The sequence below is a fragment of the Allosphingosinicella sp. genome (assembly GCF_036402135.1).
GTDB lineage: Bacteria > Pseudomonadota > Alphaproteobacteria > Sphingomonadales > Sphingomonadaceae > Allosphingosinicella.
Genome location: NZ_DASWTN010000014.1, coordinates 1 through 21,452 on the forward strand (window position 1 = coordinate 1; position 21,452 = coordinate 21,452).

At 64.0% G+C, this 21,452-nt stretch carries 22 protein-coding genes; 17 read left to right on the forward strand and 5 right to left on the reverse strand.

The window, feature by feature from the left end:
- Nucleotides 1-1,972: alanine--tRNA ligase (gene alaS, locus VGD10_RS04170; protein ID WP_331039541.1), on the forward strand; the 1,972-nt coding region annotated here is incomplete at its 5' end.
- Here alaS and VGD10_RS04175 read toward each other — a convergent pair.
- Nucleotides 1,959-3,734 carry a cation:proton antiporter gene (locus VGD10_RS04175; protein ID WP_331039542.1) on the reverse strand — a complete coding sequence of 592 codons (1,776 nt, stop codon included), beginning with the start codon at nucleotides 3,732-3,734 and terminating at the stop codon, nucleotides 1,959-1,961. The two genes, alaS and VGD10_RS04175, sit on opposite strands and share 14 nt — an antisense overlap.
- 37 nt (nucleotides 3,735-3,771) lie before the next feature.
- On the opposite strand from VGD10_RS04175, the gene VGD10_RS04180 reads away from it, so the two are divergent.
- The gene (locus tag VGD10_RS04180; protein WP_331039543.1) at nucleotides 3,772-4,980 is read left to right on the forward strand and encodes an FAD-dependent oxidoreductase; all 1,209 of its coding nucleotides are present in this window, start codon (nucleotides 3,772-3,774) and stop codon (nucleotides 4,978-4,980) included.
- On the opposite strand, the gene VGD10_RS04185 is transcribed toward VGD10_RS04180, so the two are convergent.
- Nucleotides 4,977-6,194: an NADP-dependent isocitrate dehydrogenase gene (locus VGD10_RS04185; RefSeq protein WP_331039544.1), complete on the reverse strand. Its 1,218-nt coding sequence runs from the start codon at nucleotides 6,192-6,194 to the stop codon at nucleotides 4,977-4,979. The genes VGD10_RS04180 and VGD10_RS04185 overlap by 4 nt on opposite strands.
- A 121-nt stretch (nucleotides 6,195-6,315) precedes the next feature.
- Here VGD10_RS04185 and VGD10_RS04190 point away from each other — a divergent pair, with 121 nt between their 5' ends.
- Genes VGD10_RS04190 through VGD10_RS04205 form a run of 4 tightly spaced genes read left to right on the forward strand, consistent with a single transcriptional unit; the run spans nucleotide 6,316 to nucleotide 9,062 of the window.
- Nucleotides 6,316-6,801 carry a MarR family winged helix-turn-helix transcriptional regulator gene (locus VGD10_RS04190; RefSeq protein ID WP_331039545.1) on the forward strand — a complete coding sequence of 162 codons (486 nt, stop codon included), beginning with the start codon at nucleotides 6,316-6,318 and terminating at the stop codon, nucleotides 6,799-6,801.
- A complete protein-coding gene (locus tag VGD10_RS04195; protein ID WP_331039546.1) occupies nucleotides 6,798-7,478 on the forward strand; it encodes a GNAT family N-acetyltransferase in 681 nt (226 codons plus the stop codon). The genes VGD10_RS04190 and VGD10_RS04195 overlap by 4 nt, the downstream gene beginning before the upstream one ends.
- 43 nt (nucleotides 7,479-7,521) lie before the next feature.
- The gene (locus VGD10_RS04200) at nucleotides 7,522-8,271 is read left to right on the forward strand and encodes a phosphatidylserine decarboxylase (RefSeq protein ID WP_331039547.1); all 750 of its coding nucleotides are present in this window, start codon (nucleotides 7,522-7,524) and stop codon (nucleotides 8,269-8,271) included.
- Complete coding sequence (locus tag VGD10_RS04205; protein ID WP_331039548.1) at nucleotides 8,268-9,062, forward strand: phosphatidylcholine/phosphatidylserine synthase; 795 nt, start codon at nucleotides 8,268-8,270, stop codon at nucleotides 9,060-9,062. Before VGD10_RS04200 ends, VGD10_RS04205 begins: the two co-directional genes overlap by 4 nt.
- Here the strand turns inward: VGD10_RS04205 and VGD10_RS04210 are convergent.
- Complete coding sequence (locus VGD10_RS04210; protein ID WP_331039549.1) at nucleotides 9,007-9,213, reverse strand: hypothetical protein; 207 nt, start codon at nucleotides 9,211-9,213, stop codon at nucleotides 9,007-9,009. The two genes, VGD10_RS04205 and VGD10_RS04210, sit on opposite strands and share 56 nt — an antisense overlap.
- A 180-nt stretch (nucleotides 9,214-9,393) precedes the next feature.
- Between VGD10_RS04210 and rpsB the strand changes: the two genes are divergently transcribed.
- From rpsB to fabZ, 11 genes are all read left to right on the forward strand, one after another.
- The gene (rpsB, locus tag VGD10_RS04215) at nucleotides 9,394-10,164 is read left to right on the forward strand and encodes a 30S ribosomal protein S2 (RefSeq protein WP_331039550.1); all 771 of its coding nucleotides are present in this window, start codon (nucleotides 9,394-9,396) and stop codon (nucleotides 10,162-10,164) included.
- A gap of 96 nt (nucleotides 10,165-10,260) precedes the next feature.
- Nucleotides 10,261-11,208 carry a translation elongation factor Ts gene (gene tsf, locus VGD10_RS04220; RefSeq protein ID WP_331039551.1) on the forward strand — a complete coding sequence of 316 codons (948 nt, stop codon included), beginning with the start codon at nucleotides 10,261-10,263 and terminating at the stop codon, nucleotides 11,206-11,208.
- Between the two features lie 85 nt (nucleotides 11,209-11,293).
- Nucleotides 11,294-12,016 (forward strand): UMP kinase, encoded by a 723-nt coding sequence (pyrH, locus tag VGD10_RS04225; RefSeq protein WP_331039562.1) that lies wholly within the window; start codon nucleotides 11,294-11,296, stop codon nucleotides 12,014-12,016.
- Between the two features lie 3 nt (nucleotides 12,017-12,019).
- A complete protein-coding gene (gene frr / locus VGD10_RS04230; RefSeq protein WP_331039552.1) occupies nucleotides 12,020-12,577 on the forward strand; it encodes a ribosome recycling factor in 558 nt (185 codons plus the stop codon).
- A complete protein-coding gene (locus tag VGD10_RS04235; RefSeq protein ID WP_331039553.1) occupies nucleotides 12,574-13,320 on the forward strand; it encodes an isoprenyl transferase in 747 nt (248 codons plus the stop codon). Before frr ends, VGD10_RS04235 begins: the two co-directional genes overlap by 4 nt.
- A complete protein-coding gene (locus VGD10_RS04240) occupies nucleotides 13,317-14,132 on the forward strand; it encodes a phosphatidate cytidylyltransferase (protein ID WP_331039554.1) in 816 nt (271 codons plus the stop codon). The genes VGD10_RS04235 and VGD10_RS04240 overlap by 4 nt, the downstream gene beginning before the upstream one ends.
- On the forward strand, nucleotides 14,129-15,292 hold the full coding sequence (locus VGD10_RS04245; RefSeq protein ID WP_331039555.1) for a 1-deoxy-D-xylulose-5-phosphate reductoisomerase: 1,164 nt from the start codon (nucleotides 14,129-14,131) through the stop codon (nucleotides 15,290-15,292). Before VGD10_RS04240 ends, VGD10_RS04245 begins: the two co-directional genes overlap by 4 nt.
- On the forward strand, nucleotides 15,289-16,422 hold the full coding sequence (gene rseP / locus VGD10_RS04250; protein ID WP_331039556.1) for an RIP metalloprotease RseP: 1,134 nt from the start codon (nucleotides 15,289-15,291) through the stop codon (nucleotides 16,420-16,422). Before VGD10_RS04245 ends, rseP begins: the two co-directional genes overlap by 4 nt.
- 80 nt (nucleotides 16,423-16,502) lie before the next feature.
- Nucleotides 16,503-19,130, forward strand: coding sequence for an outer membrane protein assembly factor BamA (bamA, locus tag VGD10_RS04255; RefSeq protein WP_331039557.1), 2,628 nt, complete (start codon nucleotides 16,503-16,505; stop codon nucleotides 19,128-19,130).
- Nucleotides 19,130-19,723 carry an OmpH family outer membrane protein gene (locus VGD10_RS04260; RefSeq protein ID WP_331039558.1) on the forward strand — a complete coding sequence of 198 codons (594 nt, stop codon included), beginning with the start codon at nucleotides 19,130-19,132 and terminating at the stop codon, nucleotides 19,721-19,723. Before bamA ends, VGD10_RS04260 begins: the two co-directional genes overlap by 1 nt.
- The gene (gene fabZ, locus VGD10_RS04265) at nucleotides 19,723-20,196 is read left to right on the forward strand and encodes a 3-hydroxyacyl-ACP dehydratase FabZ (RefSeq protein WP_331039559.1); all 474 of its coding nucleotides are present in this window, start codon (nucleotides 19,723-19,725) and stop codon (nucleotides 20,194-20,196) included. Before VGD10_RS04260 ends, fabZ begins: the two co-directional genes overlap by 1 nt.
- On the opposite strand, the gene VGD10_RS04270 is transcribed toward fabZ, so the two are convergent.
- The gene (locus VGD10_RS04270) at nucleotides 20,193-20,897 is read right to left on the reverse strand and encodes an ABC transporter ATP-binding protein (RefSeq protein ID WP_331039560.1); all 705 of its coding nucleotides are present in this window, start codon (nucleotides 20,895-20,897) and stop codon (nucleotides 20,193-20,195) included. The genes fabZ and VGD10_RS04270 overlap by 4 nt on opposite strands.
- Nucleotides 20,894-21,452, reverse strand: a 559-nt coding sequence (locus tag VGD10_RS04275; RefSeq protein ID WP_331039561.1) for a FecCD family ABC transporter permease, incomplete at its 5' end; no start/stop codon positions are given. The genes VGD10_RS04270 and VGD10_RS04275, both read right to left, overlap by 4 nt.

The window sequence follows — 21,452 nt, forward strand, 5'->3', positions numbered from 1 at the left end:
GGACACGTTCAAGGCGCTGATCGCCGCCTCGTCGGAGCTGACGCATAACGGCGTCACCGCCGACACGCAGGCGAGCCACCGCGTCATTGCCGACCATCTTCGCGCATCGGGCTTCCTCGTCGCCGACGGCGTGCTGCCCGCGAACGAGGGCAGGGGCTATGTGCTCCGCCGCATCATGCGCCGCGCCATGCGCCACGCCCACCTCCTAGGTGCCAGCGAGCCGCTGATGCACCGCCTCGTGCCGTCGCTCGTGGCCGAGATGGGCGCCGCTTATCCCGAGCTTGTCCGCGCGCAGCCTCTCATCGAAGAGACGCTGAAGCTCGAGGAAACCCGCTTCCGCCATATGTTGGAACGTGGGCTCAAGCTGCTTGACGAAGAGATAAAGCGCATCGTCAAGGCGGATGATGATTGGTATTACTTAGGGGGTGGGCGTAGAGAACGCCCAGACCTTCCCTTGCCAGGCGAAGTGGCCTTCAAGCTCTATGATACTTATGGCTTCCCCCTCGACCTAACGGAGGACGCCCTTCGTAGACACGGTATCAAGGTTGAACGCTCCGGCTTCGATGCGGCCATGGCCGAGCAGAAGGCGGCCGCCCGCGCCGCCTGGAAGGGCTCAGGCGCCAAGGCGTCGGAGGACATCTGGTTCGACATTGCCGAAGAGCATGGCTCGACCGAATTCACCGGCTATTCCGGACATGACGGCGAGGGACAGGTCATCGCACTGGTCAAGGACGGTCAGCGGGTCGACGTGGCCGGCGAGGGCGAGGAGGTCGTGATCCTCACCAACCAGACGCCCTTTTACGGCGAAAGCGGCGGCCAGATGGGCGATACGGGCACCATCCACGGGGATGGCGGTTTGAAAGCGGAAGTCACCGACACCTCGAAGCCGCTCGGGCGCCTGCACGCGCATCACGCCGTGATCCGCTCCGGCAAGCTTGCCGTGGGCGATCCGGTGAAGCTGCACGTGGATGCGGAGCGCCGCAGCCGCGTTCGGGCCAACCATTCGGCGACGCACCTGCTCCATGCCGCCCTCCGCCACCGGCTCGGCACGCATGTGACGCAGAAGGGTAGCCTTGTCGCGCCCGATTATTTCCGCTTCGACTTCTCGCATCCGAAGGCGATGACCCGCGAGGACATCGAGGCCGTCGAGGCCGAGGTCAATCGCCACATCCGCGAAAATGATGCCGTCACCACCCGCCTCATGAGCGCTGACGAAGCGATCGAGGCCGGGGCCATGGCCCTGTTCGGCGAGAAGTACGGCGACGAAGTCCGCGTGCTCTCGATGGGCCGCGGCTCCGACGCCAGCTATTCGGTCGAACTATGCGGCGGCACGCACGTCAATGCTTTAGGCGACATCCAGCTGCTTAAGATCACTTCCGAAAGCGCGGTGGCGTCCGGTGTCCGGCGCATCGAGGCGCTGACGGGGGAGGCGGCCCGGCAATGGCTGGTCGGCCGCGAAAACCGCCTCCGCGAGACGGCCGCGGCCCTCAAGGCAACGCCGGAGGAGGTGCCCCAGCGCGTCGCCGCCTTGCTTGAAGAGCGCCGCCGCATGGAGCGGGAGCTTGCCGAGGCGAAGAAGCAGCTTGCCCTCGGTGGGGGCGGCAAGTCGGCCGAAGCGGCGGGCCCGGAGCAGGTCGGCGGCCACGGTTTCATCGGCCAGGTGATTGAAGGCCTCGACCCGAAGGGCCTTCGCGGCCTTGTCGACGATGCCAAGCAGCGCGTCGGCTCAGGCGTCGTCGCCCTCGTGGCGGTGAATGACGGCCGCGCCACTGTGGCGGTCGGCGTCACCGACGACCTCACCGCCAGCCGCAACGCGGTGGACCTCGTCCGCCGTGCCGTTGCCGAGCTTGGCGGGCAGGGCGGCGGCGGCCGCCCCGACATGGCGCAGGGCGGAGGACCGGACGGTGCGAAGGCGCAGGCGGCGCTGGAGTCGGTGAAAACCGCCCTCAGCGAAGAGGCTATCGCGGCTTAAGCGCGTCCCTGAGCCGCCGCCGTTGCAGCGGCGGCTCATGCTCCATCTCGCCGAGTTCCATGATCTCCTTCCGAAGCTCCGCGCGCTTTTCGTGGATGGATGCGATCACCGGCCCCATCGCCATGCCGAGATCGACCAGCACCGCTTCCGATAGCTGGAGCGAGGATTCGAGGGTCTCGGGAACCGCGTCGGTGACGCCCGCCTTGTAGAGCTCGGCGGCATGCCGCGCGTCACGAGCGCGGGCGACGATGGTGAGGCCGGGACACCATGCCCGCACCTTCTTCGTAAGCCGCACTGTCAGCACCGGATCGTCCATGGTGAGGACAAGCGCATCGGCATGGCCGAGCTTCAGCCGGTCCACCAGCTCCGGCCGTGACACGTCGCCGAAGATGACGGGAAAGCCTTCGCGGCGACACGCGGCTACGGTGTCGATGTTCGAATCCACCGCCACATAGTCGCGGCCATTCGTCTTCAGCATTTCCGCCACGAGGCGGCCCACCCGCCCAAAGCCGATGATCACCACCCCGGGCCCTGTTTCGCTGGGTGGAGCTTCCGGCTCGGCCGCGAGGTCAACGCGCCGCGCGGCGATCTGGCCGAGCTTCGCAAGCAAGGGCGTGATGGTGAGGCCGATGGCCGTGACGATCTGCCAGAAGGCTGCGGTGTCGCGGCTGATGAGCTGCGCTGCAGCGGCGGTGGCAAGCACGATCAAGGTGGTTTCGGATGGCGAGGCCATGATCAGGCCCGCTTCGGCCGCGACGGCCTTTCGCGCGCCGTTGAGGCGCAGCAACATGCCCGTCACCAACGCTTTCAGGAGCACCACGCCCACAACCGCCAGGGCGATCTCGCCCCAATTGGCGGCAATCAGCCGAACGTCGACGCTCATTCCGACGGTGATCAGGAAGATGCCGAGCGCCAGCCCCCGGAATGGCGCCGTGATGACCTCGACCTCGCTCCGATAATCGGTTTCAGCGATCAGGATGCCGGCGAGCAGCGCACCCATCAGCGGCGAAAGGCCTGCCGCTGTCGTCGCAAGGCTGGCGACGATCACCACCAGCAAACTCGCGGCGAGAAACAGTTCGGGGCTCTTCGTACGCGCCGCCTGTGCGAACAGGCGCGGCAGCAGGAAGCGGCCAAGCACCAGCATCGCGGCAATCACCGCAGCGCCGAGAAGCAGCGTCGACATCAGGCCGTCGAAGCCTTCCGCCTGAGCATAGGGCGCCATCGCACCCAGCGCGAAGATGATCGGGACGATGGCCAGATCCTCGAACAGCAGCATCGCCAGCGCCGAGCGCCCGACCGGGCTCGTCGTGCCGACCATCGGCAGCACCAGAGCGGTCGAGGAGAGGGCAAGCGCAAGGCCGAGCGCCACCGAGCCGCTCCAGCTCTGCCCGATCAGGTGCAGGGTCAGCCCGATGAGGATCGCCGACAACAGCAATTCCGCTGCGCCCACGCCGAATACCAGCCGACGCATCGTCCAGAGCCGCCGGAATGACAGCTCGAGCCCGATGGCAAAGAGAAGGAGGATGATGCCGAACTCCGCGAACGGCTCCACGGCCGCCGGGTTGGAGATGGTGATATAATTGAGCCACGGCATCTGGCCCGCCATTGCGCCAAGTCCCGCCGGGCCCACGAGCAGCCCCACGAGGATGAACCCGATCACCGGGCTGATCCGGAAGCGTGCGAACGCCGGGATCACCACGCCCGCCGCGCCCAATATCACCAGCGCGTCACTGAAAGCGGAAGTTGGGGCAACGCCGTGCATATTGCCTTTATGCCGCCTGCCGCGCGATTGTCAGCCCATGGATGTTCTGAAAACCGATCTTTGCATCGTCGGCGGCGGTCCCGCAGGAATGATGGCCGGGCTGCTTTTTGCTCGCGCAGGCGTGCGTACTCTCGTGCTGGAGAAGCATGCTGACTTCCTCCGCGACTTCCGCGGCGACACGGTTCATCCCTCAACGCTCGAAATTTTCGGCGAACTTGGCCTAGTCGACGAATTGCTCTCGCGCCCGCACGCGCGGGCGGAGACGTTCACGGCTATCGTTGCCGGGGAGGAGATACCCTTCGCCGATTTCGGCGCGCTGGATGTAAGCTGCCCCTTCGTCGCGCTGATGCCGCAATGGGACTTTCTCGACTGCACTGCTGACGCGGCAAGAGAATATCCAAGCTTTAGCCTGCGAATGGAGGCGGAGGTGACGGACCTTGCCGAGGAGCAGGGCAGGGTGACAGGCGTGCGGCTCGCGGACGGCCAGACGATCCGCGCCCGCCTCGTCCTCGCTGCCGACGGCCGCCACTCGGTAATCCGCGATCAGGCTGGGCTGCCGCTGGAAGATTTGGGCGCGCCAATGGACGTCTTCTGGTTTCGGATTTCGAAGCCCAAGACAAAGGAGAACCGGACCAGCTTCCTCGTCGGTGCAGGGCAGGTCATGGCGCTGATCGACCGTGGCGATTATTGGCAATCCGCTTACGTCTTTCCGAAAGGCGGTGCGGAACGCATCAAAGCCAAGGGCATAGAAGCCTTTCGCTCCGCCGTTGCCGCAGGCGCGCCGATGCTGGCCGGCCGCATCCACGAGCTTCGAAGCTGGGAGGACGTGAAGCTGCTGGCAGTCTCGCTCAACCGACTGAAGCAATGGCACCGGCCCGGCCTGCTGCTGATCGGCGACGCGGCCCACGCCATGTCGCCCATGGGCGGTGTCGGCATCAATCTTGCCATTCAGGATGCGGTAGCCGCGGCCAACATTCTCGCCGATCCGATGGCGGCAGGGGAGGACCCCGACCTGCTGCTGGAACAGGTGCAGGAGCGCCGGATGATGCCGACCCGCGTCATCCAGACCATTCAGCGGGTCGCACAGGAAAGGGTGATCGGCCCCTTGCTTGAGGAGCCGCGGTTGATCGAACGCCCCCCGCGGCTCCTCCAATTGTTCAAGCGCTCGTCGTGGCTAAGGCGCCGGGTGGCGACACTCGTCGGGATCGGCATCCGTCCTGAAAGTGTGCGCTCGCCGGAAGCTTAAGCCGAGGCCATCGCCTTTTCGAGATTGGCGCGGATCGCCTCGAAGAACTGCTCGGTCGTCATCCAGCTCTGCTCGGGGCCGATCAGGATCGCAAGATCCTTGGTCATCTGGCCCTGTTCGACCGTCTCGATGCAGACGCGCTCCAGCGTCTCAGCGAACTTCGTGACTTCCGGCGTGTCGTCGAACTTGCCGCGATATTTGAGGCCGCCGGTCCAAGCGAAGATCGAGGCGATCGGGTTGGTCGAAGTCGCCTTGCCCTGCTGGTGCATCCGGAAGTGGCGGGTGACGGTTCCGTGGGCGGCCTCCGCTTCCACGGTCTTGCCGTCCGGAGTCATCAGGATCGAGGTCATGAGGCCCAGCGAGCCGAAGCCCTGCGCCACCATGTCCGACTGCACGTCGCCGTCGTAATTCTTGCAGGCCCAGACGAACTTGCCGCTCCACTTGAGGGCGGAAGCGACCATGTCGTCGATCAGGCGATGCTGATATTCGATGCCAGCTTCGCTGAACTTCGCCTTGAATTCCCTGTCGTAAATATCCTGGAAGATGTCCTTGAACGTGCCGTCATAGGCCTTGAGGATCGTATTCTTGCTCGACAGATAAACCGGCCAGCCGCGGTTGAGACCATAGTTGAAGCTCGCGCGGGCAAAATCGCGGATCGACTCTTCCAGATTGTACATGCCCATGGCGACGCCGGCGCCGGGAAAGTCGAACACTTCCTCCTCGATCCGCTGTCCGTCCTGGCCTTCCCAGACCATGCGGAGCTTGCCGGGGCCGGGCACCTTGAAGTCGGTCGCTTTATACTGGTCGCCGAAGGCATGGCGGCCGACCACGATCGGGTCGGTCCAGCCGGGGATCAGCCGCGGCACGTTCTGGATCACGATCGGCTCGCGGAAGACGACGCCGCCCAGGATGTTGCGGATCGTGCCGTTGGGCGATTTCCACATCTTCTTGAGGCCGAATTCCTCGACGCGCTGCTCGTCGGGGGTGATGGTCGCGCATTTGACGCCGACACCGTATTTCTTGATCGCCTCGGCCGCTTCGACCGTGATCTTGTCCTCGGTCTCGTCGCGCTTCTCGATGCCGAGATCGTAATAGAGCAGTTCGATGTCGAGATAAGGCTGGATCAGGCGCTCGCGGATCCACTGCCAGATGATGCGGGTCATCTCGTCGCCGTCGATCTCGACGACAGGCGTTTTCACTTTGATCTTGGCCATGTGGGCTCCCCGGGCTTTCCAGATTGGTCTGGCTGCGCGTCTAGGCAGTGAAGCGAGGCTGATCAAGGGAGGTGGTGAAGGCGCCGCTTGCATTACATAACCTGTTATGTATTCTGCAGTCATGGCTCAGGATCTTGTTCGGGAACTCGGCTATCTCTGCCTCGGCAGTCGCCTGAAACGGCTTGGGGAGCGGCTTCAGACGGGGGTGCAGCAGGCAAGTGACGGCTCAGGACCGTCGCTGCAGCCGGGCCTATTTCCCATTCTGGCAGCGCTCCACCGCGATGGACCATGCACAGTTAGCAGCCTTGCCGAGGCTCTCGGCGTTGCTCAGCCGGGCGTCACCCGTAGCCTCGCTAAGCTCGCCGATCTGGGTTTCGCCAGGATGAGCAGGGGCGCCGAGGACCAACGGCAGCGCGTGGCAGAGCTGACGGAGAGCGGCCGCAAAGTGATCCGGCGGGCGGAGGAGGAACTCTGGCCGCGGGTCGAAGCGGCAGTGCGCAGCCTTTGCGAGCCTCTCGGCGGCTCGCTGCTCGATCAGATCAGCGCGATTGAAGAGGCGTTGGCGGAAAAGCCTCTCCACGAGCGCATCGCGGAGGTGCGGCCATGAATGCGGACAGCCTCAACCGTCCCATCTGGAATGCGCTGGCGGGCCGACAAGCAGCCTTTGCCACCGGCGGCGACAAGGCCAAGCGCTTCTTGCCCGACGTTAATATGCTGGCAGGTATTGCAGACGATACGCCGCCGGCGCTCGAAGCGCTTGCTGACTTGGTTCCGCAAGAAGGTAAGCTCATCCTGCTGCAGGCCGGTGAAAGCCCGCCGCTGCCTCCGAGCCTTGTCGATCACGTCGACGCAGGCGTGCAGATGGTGGCGGAGCGGGCGATCGCAGCGCCTGCCGCTCATCCCGCCATCCCGCTGGGCGACGCTGACGCTCCGGAGATGCTGGCGCTCGCCACGCTGACCGAGCCCGGTCCGTTCCTGCCGCGCACACATCTGCTCGGCGGCTTCTGGGGCATCAGGGAAGATGGGCGGCTCGCCGCTATGGCGGGAGAGCGGCTGCGGCTCGACGGCCTCACCGAGGTCAGCGGCGTCTGCACCCATCCGGACTTTCGCGGGCGCGGCTATGCACGTCTCCTCTCGCAGCTCGTCGCCTCGCGCATACAGGCGCGCGGCGAAACGCCGTTCCTCCATGCCTATGCAGTGAACGAGGCGGCGATCGGCCTCTACCGCTCGCTCGGCTTTCGGCTGCGCGCCGAAATGTCCGTCACCGTTCTTATGAGGGAATGAACCCGCCATTGTTTCCCCGCTTCGACGGGGTTAGAGGCGAGCCATGACATCGCTTGAAAAGCCGGATCCTCTCGGACCGATCCCCGTCACGAGCAACGTCCGCTGGCGCTGGCCCGCCGTCCATCCGGAAGGCCGCAAATTCGCCGTCATCTCCGCCGGCATCTGCTTCCTTTTCGCGCTTCTGAGCTGGGAGACGCTGGCCTGGCCGATGGCCGGCGTGACGCTCTGGGTTGCGGCCTTCTTCCGCGATCCCATTCGAACGACGCCGAAGGGGGAGGGGCTGATCGTCGCCCCGGCCGACGGGCTCGTCACCATGATCACGCAGGTGCTTCCGCCGCGCGAGCTTCAGGGGGAGGACGGGCTCGGCACGGCGCCGGTCACCCGCGTCTCGATCTTCATGAGCGTGTTTGACGTCCACATCAATCGCACGCCGATCGCGGGCGAGATCAAGCGGGTGGTCTATATTTCCGGCAAGTTCCTCAACGCCGATCTCGACAAGGCGAGCGAGGACAATGAGCGCCAGCATATCCTGGTTGAAGGCTCGGGCGGTCTCCGGATCGGTTTCACGCAGATTGCCGGCCTTGTCGCCCGCCGCATCGTCCCTTGGGTGAAGCCGGGCGATTTCGTCGCGGTCGGCCAGCGGGTCGGCCTCATCCGCTTCGGCAGCCGTGTCGACGTCTATCTTCCGGAAGGCACCTCGCCGCAGGTGATCCTCGGCCAGCGCACCATTGCCGGTGAGACGATCGTCGCCAAGGCCGGCGTTTCCGAGACGCTCGAGGGCATCGCCCAGTGAAGCAGCCGGTTCGCGAGCGCCGGGGCATCCCCTTGCGCGCCGTCGTTCCGAATGCCGTCACCGCGCTTGCGCTCTGCGTCGGCCTGACCGGCGTCCGCTTCGCGATCAGCGAGGAATGGGAAAAGGCGATCGCCGCCATCGTCATCGCCGCCATTCTCGACGGCCTAGACGGCCGCATTGCTCGGGCCCTCAATGGGCAGAGCCGCTTCGGCGCGGAACTCGACTCGCTCTCTGACGTCATCGCCTTTGGCGTCTCGCCCGCGATCATCCTCCACCTCTGGGCGCTGCAATATTGGCCGCGCTTCGGCTGGATGTTCGCTCTTGCCTATGCCGTCTGCGCGGCGCTTCGCCTCGCGCGCTTCAACGCCAATATCGATGCCGAGGAGCAGCCGCATAAGTCGGCAGGCTTCCTTACCGGCGTTCCGGCGCCCGCGGGAGCAGGGCTCCTGCTTCTCCCTGTCTATCTCTGGATCGCCAGCGATCAGCAATGGATATGGCTGCACGAGATCTACCTAGTCGCGCCTTGGGCCGCTTTCGTCGCCTTTCTGATGATCTCCAGTGTCGCGACCTTCTCCTGGACCTCGCTCCGTCTCCGCCGCGGCGTCCGGCTCTGGGCGATCGGTGCCATCGCCCTCCTTGGCGCAGCGCTTTTCTCAGCACCGTGGCAGACGCTTAGTGTCGCCGCGCTCGTCTATGTAGCTTTGATCCCGTTCAGCATCGCCGCCTACGTCAAGGTCAAGCGGCAACGGCGCGCCGCGCGAAGCCAGGGTTCGCCCGAACCGTCACTTTGAATTCCCGCTGCGGTGCAGGGCGCCGCACCGGCTTCCGCCCAAGCAATGCCGCCGCGATCTCCCGCCGGTAATCCCGCACCAGCAGCTGCGCGGCCATACCCGCACCAACGAAAACCAGACCGAAGAACAATATGATCGCCAGATGCGACATTCTCTCTCTCCCTTTGTGCGGGAGAATGTATGTTCTCTATTTGTTCCATGTGTCAACACTTGATTTTGTGAGGCGACCTCTCTAAGTGCGCGCCCATTCCACATGCAGGGCCATCATACCGGTGGCTGGAGCAATCCAGTCTCTTGGCCCTGCAGAGGTATAACCGGAAGGAGAAAAACCATGGCGTCGAACGCCACCAATAATAGCGTCTCCATGCAGGCGCTGCTCGAGGCCGGAGCGCATTTCGGCCACCAGACCCATCGCTGGAACCCCAAGATGAAGCCGTACATCTTCGGCGAGCGGAACGGGGTTCATATCATCGATCTTTCGCAGACCGTGCCGCTCTTCGCCCGCGCGCTCGATTTCGTGCGGCAGGCTGCGGCCTCGGGCGGCAAGGTGCTGTTCGTCGGCACCAAGCGCCAGGCGCAGGATCCGATCGCCGAGGCTGCGCGCCGCGCCGGCCAGCATTTCGTCAACCACCGCTGGCTGGGCGGCATGCTCACCAACTGGAAGACGATCTCGAACTCGATCAAGCGCTTTAAGAGCCTTGAGGAGCAGCTGTCGGGCGACACTGCCGGCCTCACTAAGAAGGAAGTGCTTCAGCTCACCCGCGAGCGCGACAAGCTCGAGCTTTCGCTCGGCGGCATTAAGGACATGGGCGGCCTTCCCGACGTGATCTTCGTGATCGACGCCAATAAGGAAGAGCTGGCGATCAAGGAAGCCAACGTGCTCGGCATTCCGGTCGTGGCGATCCTCGATTCCAACGTCAGCCCGCAGGGCATCGCCTTCCCGGTTCCGGGCAATGACGATGCGAGCCGCGCCATCCGCCTCTATTGCGATGCGATCGCGGATGCGGCGCTTGCCGGCAAGTCGGGCGGCGCAGTCTCGCGCGGCGAAGATATCGGCGCGATGGCAGAGCCGCCGGCGGAAGCCGCGCTCGCCGAAGCTTAAGGCGTTTCTCCCCTCCCGTTCGCGGGAGGGGATCACCATTTATCATTCTTACCCCCAGCCCCTCCCATACGGAGGGGAGCCAAGAGGATCAGGACAATGGCGGAAGTAACGGCCGCAACCGTGAAGGAATTGCGCGAGCGCACTGGCGCCGGCATGATGGACTGCAAGAAGGCGCTCGCCGAAACCAACGGCGACATGGAAGCTGCGATCGACTGGCTTCGCACCAAGGGCCTCGCCGCGGCCGCCAAGAAGGCCGGCCGTACTGCGGCGGAAGGTCTCGTCGGCGTCGCCGTCGCCGGCAATCGCGGCGCGGTGGTCGAGGTCAACTCCGAAACCGACTTCGTCGCGAAGAACGATCAGTTCCAGGAATTCGTCCGCACCGTCGCCGAACTGGCCCTGAAGGGCAGCGGCACGGTCGAGGGTCTGCTTGCGGCCAGCTGGCCGTCGGGCGGAACCGTCGAGGAAAAGCTCACGTCGAACATTGCCACGATTGGCGAGAACCAGTCGCTCCGCCGCTCGGCGGTGCTTCAGGTGCAGGACGGCGTCGTCGTCTCCTACGTCCACAATGCGGCCGGGGCCGGCCTCGGCAAGATCGGCGTGCTCGTGGCGCTCGAAAGCACCGGCGACAAGGCTGCGCTGGAATCGCTCGGCAAGCAGCTTGCGATGCACATCGCCGCTGCCAACCCGCTGGCGCTGACCGGCGAAGAGCTCGACCCGTCGATGATCGAGCGCGAGCGCGCGATCGCCACCGAAAAGGCGAAGGAATCGGGCAAGCCGGCCGACATCGTCTCGAAGATGGTGGACGGCTCCATCGCCAAGTTCCGTAAGGAAAACGCGCTTCTCAGCCAGCTCTTCGTCATGGACAACAAGACGAAAATCGAGGACGTGGTGAAGGGCGCTTCGAAGGACGCTGGCGCTCCGGTGTCGCTCAACGCCTATGTCCGCTTCCAGCTGGGCGAAGGCATCGAGAAGAAGGTCGACGACTTCGCAGCCGAAGTCGCCGCCGCTTCCGGCATCAAGCAGGCGGAACCCGCCGGAGCTTAAAGCCTAATGCTTGAATAGGGTGGCGTGTCCTGACTAAGGTGCGCCACCCTTTTCTTTGACCAACGCCGATCGGACCGACGAACCTATGCCGCGCCCGCGCTTCAACCGCATCCTCCTGAAGCTTTCCGGCGAGGCCCTGATGGGCGAGGGCCAGTTCGGCATCGATCCTCAGACCACCTCCCGCATCGCCGAGGAAATTCGGGAGGCGCGCGAGGCCGGCCATACGCTCTGCCTCGTCGTCGGCGGCGGCAACATCTTCCGCGGCCTGGCCGGCGCCGCCAAAGGCTTCGACCGCGCCACCGGCGACTATATGGGCATGCTGGCGACGGTGATGAACGCGCTCGCGATGCAGAATGCTTTGGAAAAGATCGGCGTCGACACCCGCGTCCTTTCCGCCATTCCGATGGCCACGGTCTCCGAACCCTATATTCGCCGCCGCGCCATGCGGCACCTTGAAAAGGGGCGGGTGGTGATCTTCGCCGCCGGCACCGGCAACCCCTATTTCACCACCGACACCGCAGCTGCGCTCCGCGCCGCCGAAATGGGCTGCGACGCACTGTTCAAGGGCACCAGCGTCGACGGCGTCTACAACGCGGACCCGAAGAAGGTGAAGGACGCCCGCCGCTACGACGAGATCAGCTTCCAGACAGTCCTCAGCGACGACCTCAAGGTGATGGACGCGAGCGCGGTGGCGCTCTGCCGCGACAACAATATTCCGATCGTCGTCTTCAACATCCGCGAGCAAGGCAATCTTGCCCGCGTGCTCGCCGGCGAGGGCACCGCGACGATCGTTCAGAACGGGGAGTGAGAAATGCCAGCCTATGACAAGTCCGATCTTCAGCGCCGCATGCAAGGCGCGGTCGAGGCGCTGAAGCACGATCTCGGCGGCCTTCGTACTGGCCGCGCCTCGACCAGCCTGCTGGATCCAGTGACGGTCGAGGTCTACGGCGCCAACATGCCCCTGAACCAGGTCGCGACCGTCTCGACGCCGGAGCCGCGCCTCCTTTCGGTGCAGGTATGGGACCGCTCCAACGTCGGCCCCGTCGAAAAGGCGATCCGCTCCGCTGGCCTCGGCCTCAACCCGATGACGGACGGACAGAACATCCGCCTGCCGATCCCGGACCTCACCGAGGAACGCCGCAAGGAGCTTGCCAAGCTTGCCGGCCAATATGCGGAAAAGGCGAAGATCGCCGTTCGCAACGTTCGCCGCGACGGCATGGACGCGCTGAAGCAGGACGAAAAGAAGCATGAGATCAGCGAAGACGAGCGCAAGAAGCTCGAAACCGAGGTCCAGAAGCTTACCGACGACACGATCAAGGACATCGACGCGGCCGCTGCAGCCAAGGAAAAGGAAATCCTCAGCCAGTGACCGTCGTTCCGGCCAGCGCGGAGCCGCGGCCGGATTCCGGCGGAGCGGCGGTGCCGCGGCATGTCGCGATCATCATGGACGGCAACGGCCGCTGGGCGAAGGCGAGGGGCCTTCCCCGCGCGGCCGGACACAAAGCGGGTGCCGAAGCTGCGCGAAAGGTGCTCCGGGCCGCCGGTGAAGCTGGCGTCGAGTGCCTGACCCTCTACGCCTTTTCGTCGGAGAACTGGCGTCGGCCCGAGACCGAGATCAACGATCTCAAGGGCCTGCTGCGCTTCTACATCCAGTCGGAGCTTGACGCGCTCCACAAGGAAGGCATCCGCCTCAAGATCATCGGCGATCATTCCGCCTTCGGCCCCGAACTTTGCAAGATGGTTGATCATGCCGTCTCAAGAACGGCCGCCAACACACGGATGACATTGGCGATCGCGCTTAACTATGGCTCCCGGGTGGAGCTGGTGAACGCCGCGCGCAACCTTGCCGAAAAGGTCGCGTCCGGCGATCTCGATCCTGCGGATATCGATGAAGCGAAATTAGACGAGGCGCTCGACACCCGTGAACTGCCGCCGCTGGACCTGCTTATCCGGACCTCGGGCGAATGCCGCCTGTCGAATTTCCTCCTATGGCAGGCCGCTTATGCCGAGCTTTTGTTCGTCGAGACGTTGTGGCCTGACTTCGGCGGCAACGAGCTTCGCGCCGCCCTGGCCGAGTTCGCCGCGCGGGAGCGGCGTTATGGTGGTTTGTGACCGCGGCTGAACCGGCCAGGAAGTCCGATCTCCCGATCCGCGCCGTAGCCGGCGTGGTGATGATCGCCGTCGCGCTCGCCGCCATCTACTTCGGCGGCTGGCCTTTTCGCCTTCTCGTCGGGCTTGGCGCGGCGCTGATGTTCGCCGAATGGTGCGACATGCACCGGTTGCGGCGTCCGTGGCCGCTGGTGGGCATCGCCCTTTTGGCGGCGAACCTCTGGATCATCCCCGAATTCTTCTTCGCATCGGCCCAGTTCGAGGGCCGGCCGGCGCCGGACGTCTGGTACGGCCTCGCTGCGACGGCCGGGATCGGCCTGCTTCTTGGCCTCGTGGCAAGAAACGCCCGTCTCGGCTGGGGTTATGTCTATATCGCCGTCCCGTCCTTCGCCTTGCTCATCCTCAACTGGATCAGCTGGCAGGCGGTACTCTGGGCGATGATAGTCACCTGGTCGACCGACATATTCGCCTATTTCGCCGGCCGCTCGATCGGAGGTCCGAAGCTCGCGCCGAGGATCAGCCCCAACAAGACCTGGGCGGGCCTAATTGGCGGCATGGCGGGTGGAGAGGTGCTTGGCGCAGTCACTGCCCAAGCCTTCGGCCTCGGTCTCACCTTCATGGCGATTGGTGGCCTCATGGGTCTGCTCGCCCAGCTCGGCGACCTCTACGAAAGCTCGGTGAAGCGGAAGGCGGGCGTCAAGGACAGCGGCCGCATTCTGCCCGGTCATGGCGGCGTGCTGGATCGGCTCGACGGGCTTCTGCCTGTCGCTCTCGCAACTCTCGCCGTTGCGGGTGTCGTAAGCTGGGCCGCATGAACCGCCGCACCGTCACCATCCTCGGGGCCACGGGCTCAGTCGGTCAGTCGACTCTCGACCTCATTGAGCGGAGCGCCGACCGCTTCGAAGTGCTCGGGCTTACTGCGCACCAGGATGTGGATGGCCTCGCTGCCGCCGCAAGACGCGTGAACGCCCGCAAAGCAGTGATCGCCGATGAAGCTCTTCTCGTACCCTTGCGGGAGGCGCTCGCCGGCACCGGTATTGAAGCGGCGGCAGGCGAGCAGGCGGTTGTCGAGGCCGCCGGATCGGGTGCCGACTGGACCATGGCCGCGATCGTCGGGACAGCAGGCCTGCGGCCGGTGATGACCGCGCTTCGAGGCGGCCGCACTGTCGCACTCGCCAACAAGGAAGCCTTGGTCTCGGCTGGCGAGATCATGACCGACGCCGCAAAGGAAAGCGGCGCCTGCCTGCTTCCCGTCGATTCCGAGCATAACGCCGTCTTCCAATGCTTCGACGCCGATCAGCCTAAGACGGTGCGGCGCGTGACCCTGACCGCCAGCGGCGGCCCGTTCCGCACCCGAACGCTGAACGAAATGCGCGCCGTCACGCCAGAGCAGGCAGTCGCACATCCCAACTGGTCGATGGGCGCCAAAATCTCTGTCGATTCCGCGACTCTCATGAACAAGGGCCTCGAACTCATTGAAGCGTTCCACCTGTTCCCGCTGGAGGCGGACGCGTTCGAAGTGGTCGTTCACCCTCAGTCGGTGATCCACAGCCTCGTGGAATATGTGGACGGCTCCGTGCTGGCGCAGCTTGGAGCGCCGGACATGCGCATCCCGATCGCGCATGCGCTCGCCTGGCCCGACCGGATGGAAACGCCGTGCCAGCGGCTTGACCTCGTCAGCATCGCCCGTCTCGACTTCGAAGCGCCGGACCTCGAACGCTTCCCCGCGCTCGGCCTCGCCAAAGCAGCTCTGGGGGAGGGCGGCGCACGCCCAGCAATTCTTAATGCCGCCAACGAGGTTGCCGTCGCATCCTTTCTGGACAAGCGGGTCGGTTTCCTCGATATTGCCGCCATTGGGGGCAAGACGCTGGAATCATTTGATCCTCCCGCCCCCTCAGCCCTTGATGAGGTGTTGGAGATCGATCGGGAAGCCCGGCGGATTGCTCAGGACATTGCCAGGAATTTCCAGATTTGACGCCCAGTCCCGGCCTTTTCAGCACGATCCTGAGCTTCCTCGCCTGCATCGGGCCGCTCATCTTCATCCATGAGCTGGGCCATTATTTCGTCGGCCGCTGGTTCGGGGTGAAGGCGGAAACCTTCTCGATCGGCTTCGGCCGCGAGATTGCCGGCTGGACCGACCGCCGCGGTACCCGCTGGAAGATCGGCTGGATGCCGCTTGGCGGCTATGTGAAGTTCAAGGGCGACATGAACCCGGCGAGCCAGCCTTCCCCCGAATGGCTGGCGCTTCCGCCGGAAGAGCGCGCGCAGACCTTCCAGGCGAAACCCGTCTGGCAGCGCTTCCTGATCGTCGCAGCGGGACCCTTCACGAACTTGCTTGCCGCCGTTCTTCTCTTCATGGGAATTTTCGGCGCCCTCGGCTATCCGACCACGCCGCCGGTCGTGACCGGCGTGGTCGAAGGCGCTGCCGCCGATCGGGCGGGGATCGCTCCAGGCGACCGGCTCGTCAGCCTCAACGGCAAGCACGTCCGCAATTTCGCCGAGGTCCGGGAATATGTGATGCTCCGCCCTTCCGAGCAGATCCAGGTGACCGTCGATCGGAATGGACAGCGGCTGACCGTGCCAGTCACCTCCGGCTCCGACACTGCGCGTGATCAGTTCGGCAACGAAGCCCGGATCGGCACCCTCGGCGTCCAATCCAACGCCCTGAAGCTTGAGAAGCTTCCGCTCTCGCGCCTACCGGACGAAGCAGTGCGGCAGACTTGGTCTTCGCTTCAGCAGATGGTGGTCGCGCTCGGGCAGTTCATCCAAGGCGAGCGTTCCGTGAAGGAGCTAGGCGGGCCGTTGAAGATCGCGCAGATCTCTGGCCAGCAGGCAAGCCTCGGCTGGCTGCCCTTCTTCTGGCTGATGGCGATCATCTCAATTAATCTCGGATTCATCAACCTGTTGCCAATCCCTCTGCTGGATGGCGGCCACCTGCTTTTCTACCTCATCGAGGGCGTCCGCCGGAAACCGCTTCGTCCGGAGGCTCAGGAATGGGCATTCCGGACCGGGCTTGCAGCTTTGCTCGCGCTGATGATCTTCGTGACGCTGAATGATCTGGCGTCTTTCGGGGTCTGGAATCGGCTTGGCGGCTTGATCGGCTGATGATGTTGGGGCAGGGCGGACGAACACAGGGTAACCCGGGCACGGCAGCAGCCGGCCTTGCAGTGTAAAGGCGGGGACGCGTGAAATCGAATAAGGCATTTTCCAGCAACCGGCGGCTTTGCTCTGCCCTGCTCGTGGGCACCACTCTCGGCAGTTTCGCGTCGCCCGCGCTGGCGCAGACGCAGGCGGACCCCGCAATGGCGATGTCCGCTTCCCAGGCCGCTCAAGCAGCTCCGGTAAGCGGCACGATCCGCTCGATCAGCGTGAGCGGCAACCAGCGGCTCGAGCCAGAAACGGTAATTTCCTACATGGCACTCCGCGTTGGCGAGCCTTACGATCGCGAGCGGCTCGATCAGGCGCTCCGCGATCTCTACGCGACCGAACTCTTCGCCGACGTCCAGATCCGTGACAATCAAGGCGCGCTGGTGGTCGAAGTACGCGAGAACCCGGTCATCAACCGCATCGTGCTTGAAGGCAACAAGCGGCTGAAGTCCGACAAGATCAATCCGGAAATCCGGCTTGCGCCACGCCAGATCTTCACCCGTTCGAAGGCGCGTGCCGACGTTGCCCGTATCGTCGAGCTTTACCGCCGCCAGGGCCGCTTCGCAGCGACCGTCGAGCCGAAGATTGTTCAGCTCGATCAGAACCGCGTCGATGTCGTGTTCGAGATCGACGAGGGGCCGAAGTCCCGGGTGCAGCAGATCAACATCATCGGCAACGAAGCCTTTGCCGACAGTGACCTCCGGAGCGAAATGGCCACCCGCCAGAACCGCCTCACCAGCTTCTTCAGCGGCAATACCAGCTACGACCCCGATCGTCTGGCCTACGACCAGCAGAAGCTCCGCGCCTTCTACCTCGAAAACGGCTACGCTGACTTCCGTGTTATCTCCGCCGTCGCCGAGCTCACCCCCGACCGCCGCGACTTCATCATCACCTATGTGGTCGAAGAGGGCGAACGTTACAAATTCGGCGAAGTCCGAGCCGAAAGCGAAATCCGCGACCTGACGAGCGAGAGCCTCGCCGCGCTTCTGCCGATGAAGACCGGCGATTGGTTCAATTCCAAGCAGGTCGAGGATACCGTCACCGGCCTTAATGAAAGCGCCGGCGTATTCGGTTATGCCTTCGCGGACGTGCAGCCGGAATATGAGCGCAACCCTGAAACGCGCACCATGGATATCACCTTCAAGGTGGGCGAAACGCCGCGCGTCTACGTCGAACGGATCGATATTAACGGCAATACCAATACCCGCGACAAGGTTGTCCGCCGCGAGTTTCGCCTTGCTGAAGGCGATCCCTTCAACAGCGTGCGGGTGAAGCGCTCGCGTGATCGCATCCAGTCGCTTGGCTTCTTTCAGGACAATTTGGAAATCGAGCAGACGCAGGGGTCAACTCCCGATCGCGTGATCCTGTCGACGGCCCTCGAAGAAAAATCGACTGGCGAAATTCAGCTCTCTGCAGGTTTCTCAAGCCTTGAGCGCTTTCTGATTAATGCATCCATTCAACAGCGCAATTTTATGGGCAAGGGGCAGGTCGTTCGCGCGAGTGTCAATTATTCGACCTACTCCAAATCGGTAGAGCTTGGTTTCACCGAACCCTACTTGTTCGACCGCAACATCGCGGTCGGAGGTGATATTTATCGTCGCGATCTAAACAGCTTCAATTATGTAGGTAACGAACGCAATACGACCTACGAGCAAGTTGCCACTGGGGGACAACTGCGGGCCGGATTATCGCTTACTGAATATACTACGTTAGCTCTGCGTTACGGGCTTAGTAACGACAAGATCTCTCTCGACGAAGATACCTTCTTCACCGATCCAGATGGCAGTGGGCCTCAGGGAAGGGGATGCGATCCGCTGAGAGCGGGCCGCTACCTTTGCGACGCCTTAGGCACAAGACTAACCTCCTCCCTTGGTTACTCGTTTGAGTATAACACCCTCAACAATCGCTTGCGCCCGACCCGGGGCGAGCGGGCGGTGATACACCAAGATTTTGCCGGCCTGGGCGGCGATGTGAAGTATCTGCGTACACGGGCCAATGCTGCGAAATACTGGAACGTTGGCCGCGGGTTCATCTTCTCCACGAACCTTGAAGGTGGCTATATTCATAGCTTTGAGAAGCAGCGTCTGGGTTCCAGCGGAGAAGAACTGGAACGAGTTCGCCTGACCGACCGCTTTTTCCTCGGCGAGCCGCAGATCAGGGGCTTTGACATTCGCGGTGTAGGCCCAAGGGTTCTTCGCCGAGCCTATGACACCGATGGCAATTTGATTGAAGGAGACGATGGTCTCATTTCGGAGGACTCGATCGGCGGCCGCGCTTACTATCTTGCGCGCGCGGAACTTGAGATACCGCTTGGCTCCGGCGCAAGTGAGCTCGGTTTGAGGCCTTCCGTGTTCCTGGATGTAGGCTCGCTCTTCGCGATCAAAGACCCGGAGACACTAGACGTTGGCAAGTTCTGCACGAACACCACGACCGGTGCTCGAACGACCGTTCCTCCTGGCGGCACCTGCCCGGCCGGTACGAGTGCCTCCAATGGCTTCCAGGAAACCTTTGTCGGGGACACGCCGAAGCCGCGTGTTTCGATAGGCTTCGGGGTGAATTGGAACTCGCCCATGGGACCGTTCAGGATCGATGTGGCCAAGGCCCTTGTTAAGGCCGAGGGCGACGACACCAAGCTATTCACATTCAACGTAGGAACCGCATTCTAATGAAGAAGATCATTCTTGGCATGGCGCTCGCCGCCGTTTCCGCTTCCATTCCCACCGTCGCCTCCGCACAGCGACTTGGCGGTGCTGTTGTCGCTGTCGTGGATACCGACCGCATCTACCGCGAATGCACCGCCTGCCGCGCCGCGCAGACGCAGCTTCAGACCCAAGTGACTTCGCTGCAGCAGCGCGCGCAGCAGCTTGGGCAGCCGCTCCAAACGGAGGCGCAGCAGATCCAGACCGCGATCAATGCCTTGAATGGCAAGCAGCCGGATGCCGCACTCACATCGCGCGCTCAATCGCTGCAACAGCGTCAGAACACCGCCAACCAAGAAATCCAGCGCCTCGAGCAGAATATCCGCTCGACCCAAGCGCATGTTGCGCAGCAGATCGGTGCCCGTCTTAACCCGATCATTAACCAGGTTATGACGCAGCGCGGCGCCAACCTTGCTGTCGATGTCGGCGCGACGCTTGCGCATTCCGGTGCGCTCAACGTCACTAACGAGGTCCTCGCCGCGCTTAACCAGCAGCTTCCGAGCGTCAGCGTGACGCCGCTGCCGCAGCAGCCGGCGCAGCAGCAGCCGCAGGGCCGTTAATGACGGACGCGCGCAGCGCCGCCCGCGGCCCGTTCGACATCAAGCGGGTCATGGCGGCGCTGCCGCATCGCTATCCGATGCTCCTCGTCGACCGGGTGGAGGAGCTGGTTCCGGACGAGCGCATCGCCGCCATCAAGGCGGTGACGATCAACGAAGACTTCTTCAATGGTCACTTCCCGGGCCGCCCAATTATGCCGGGCGTTCTCATCGTCGAGGCGCTTGCGCAGGCGGCGGGCGTGCTCGCGGTGGAGTCCCTTGGCCTCGCCGGCTCCGGCAAGCTGGTCTATTTCATGGCCATTGACGGCGCGAAGTTCCGGCAGCCGGTTGAGCCCGGTGTGCTCCTCCGCCTCGAGGTCGAGTTTGTCCAGAAGCGCACCAGTGTCTGCAAGTTCGCAGGCCGGGCGCTGGTAGACGGCAATCTCGCGGCGGAAGCCAATTTCACCGCGATGATTGCCGATCCGCCCGCGGCCTAAGCGGGCCGCCACTCTCCCTCGCGCTTCTCGATTCCGAACACCTGCCGAATCGCCGCGCCCGCGTACAGCGGCTTTGGCGCATCGTCAGCTATGATGCCGCCTTCATCCATGACGATCACCCGCGTCCCATAGCGGCGGGCGAGGTCAAGGTCGTGCATGGCGATCAGCGCGGCGCGGCCGCTCTCACGGACGAGGCTGCGCAAATGATCCATCAGCTTAAGCTGCCAGAGCGGGTCCAGATTGGCAGCGGGCTCGTCCAGCAGCAGCAGCTTCGGCAATGGCGCCAGCGCACGCGCGATCAGCACTCGGCTCCTTTCCCCGGTGGAAAGCTGATCGACCCGCCGGTCCAGCAGCCGCTCCAGCGCAAGGGCAGCAGTTACGCCTCCGGTTTGGCAGCCGCCCGGAAGGCCTAGCTTCATCAGGTCGCCCGCCAGAAGCGGCCATTTGATATCTCGCGTAGCGGGCAGATAGGTGAACAGCCGCTGCCGGCTTGCCGGAGGCAGAGGGCGTGGGTCGGCACCGTCGATCCTGACCGTCCCTTTGGCCTCGCCAACCCCGGCGAGAGCGTGAAGCAGGCTCGTCTTGCCGCTGCCGTTGGGACCTATGAGGCAGACAAGCTCGCCTGCCTCAACAGAGAGCGATGTCGGCTTCAAACGCCGGCCAAGGCTGAGGCCTCGCCCTTCGAGGAGCGGCTCTTTCATCGGCTGAGCCTCCACCGCATATGGGCGACGAGCCATAGGAAGAAAGGGGCGCCGAGCAGGGCCGTCACCACGCCGATCGGCAACGTCCGCCCAATCGGCGCCAGCCGCGTCACGAGGTCCGCGGCAAGCAGCAACATGCCGCCTATCAATGCTGCAGGCACGATGGCACGGCCGGGGTGTCCGCGCGTCAGCTTGCGCGCGAAGATTGGTGCAATGAGGCCGATAAAGCCGATCGCTCCGCAGATCGCCACGCACGCGCCTACGCCGACGGCGGTGAGGCACACGATCCACGACCGCGTTCGCCTGATGTTATGGCCAATCGCCTCAGCCACCTCTTCCCCAAGCGTCAGGCTGTCGAGTGCCGGAGTAAGGCGCATCAGCAATGCTATGCAGAGCAGGGCAGGCAGGGCAGCGAAGGCGGCCTGCTCAAGGCTCCGGTCGATCAGCGACCCCATCAGCCAGTCATAGGCATCGTAGAAGGCGAACGGGGAGGGGGCGAGCGCAAGAGCAAGCGTCGTAAGTGCCCCGGCAAGCGCGCTGATCGCCAGGCCAGCC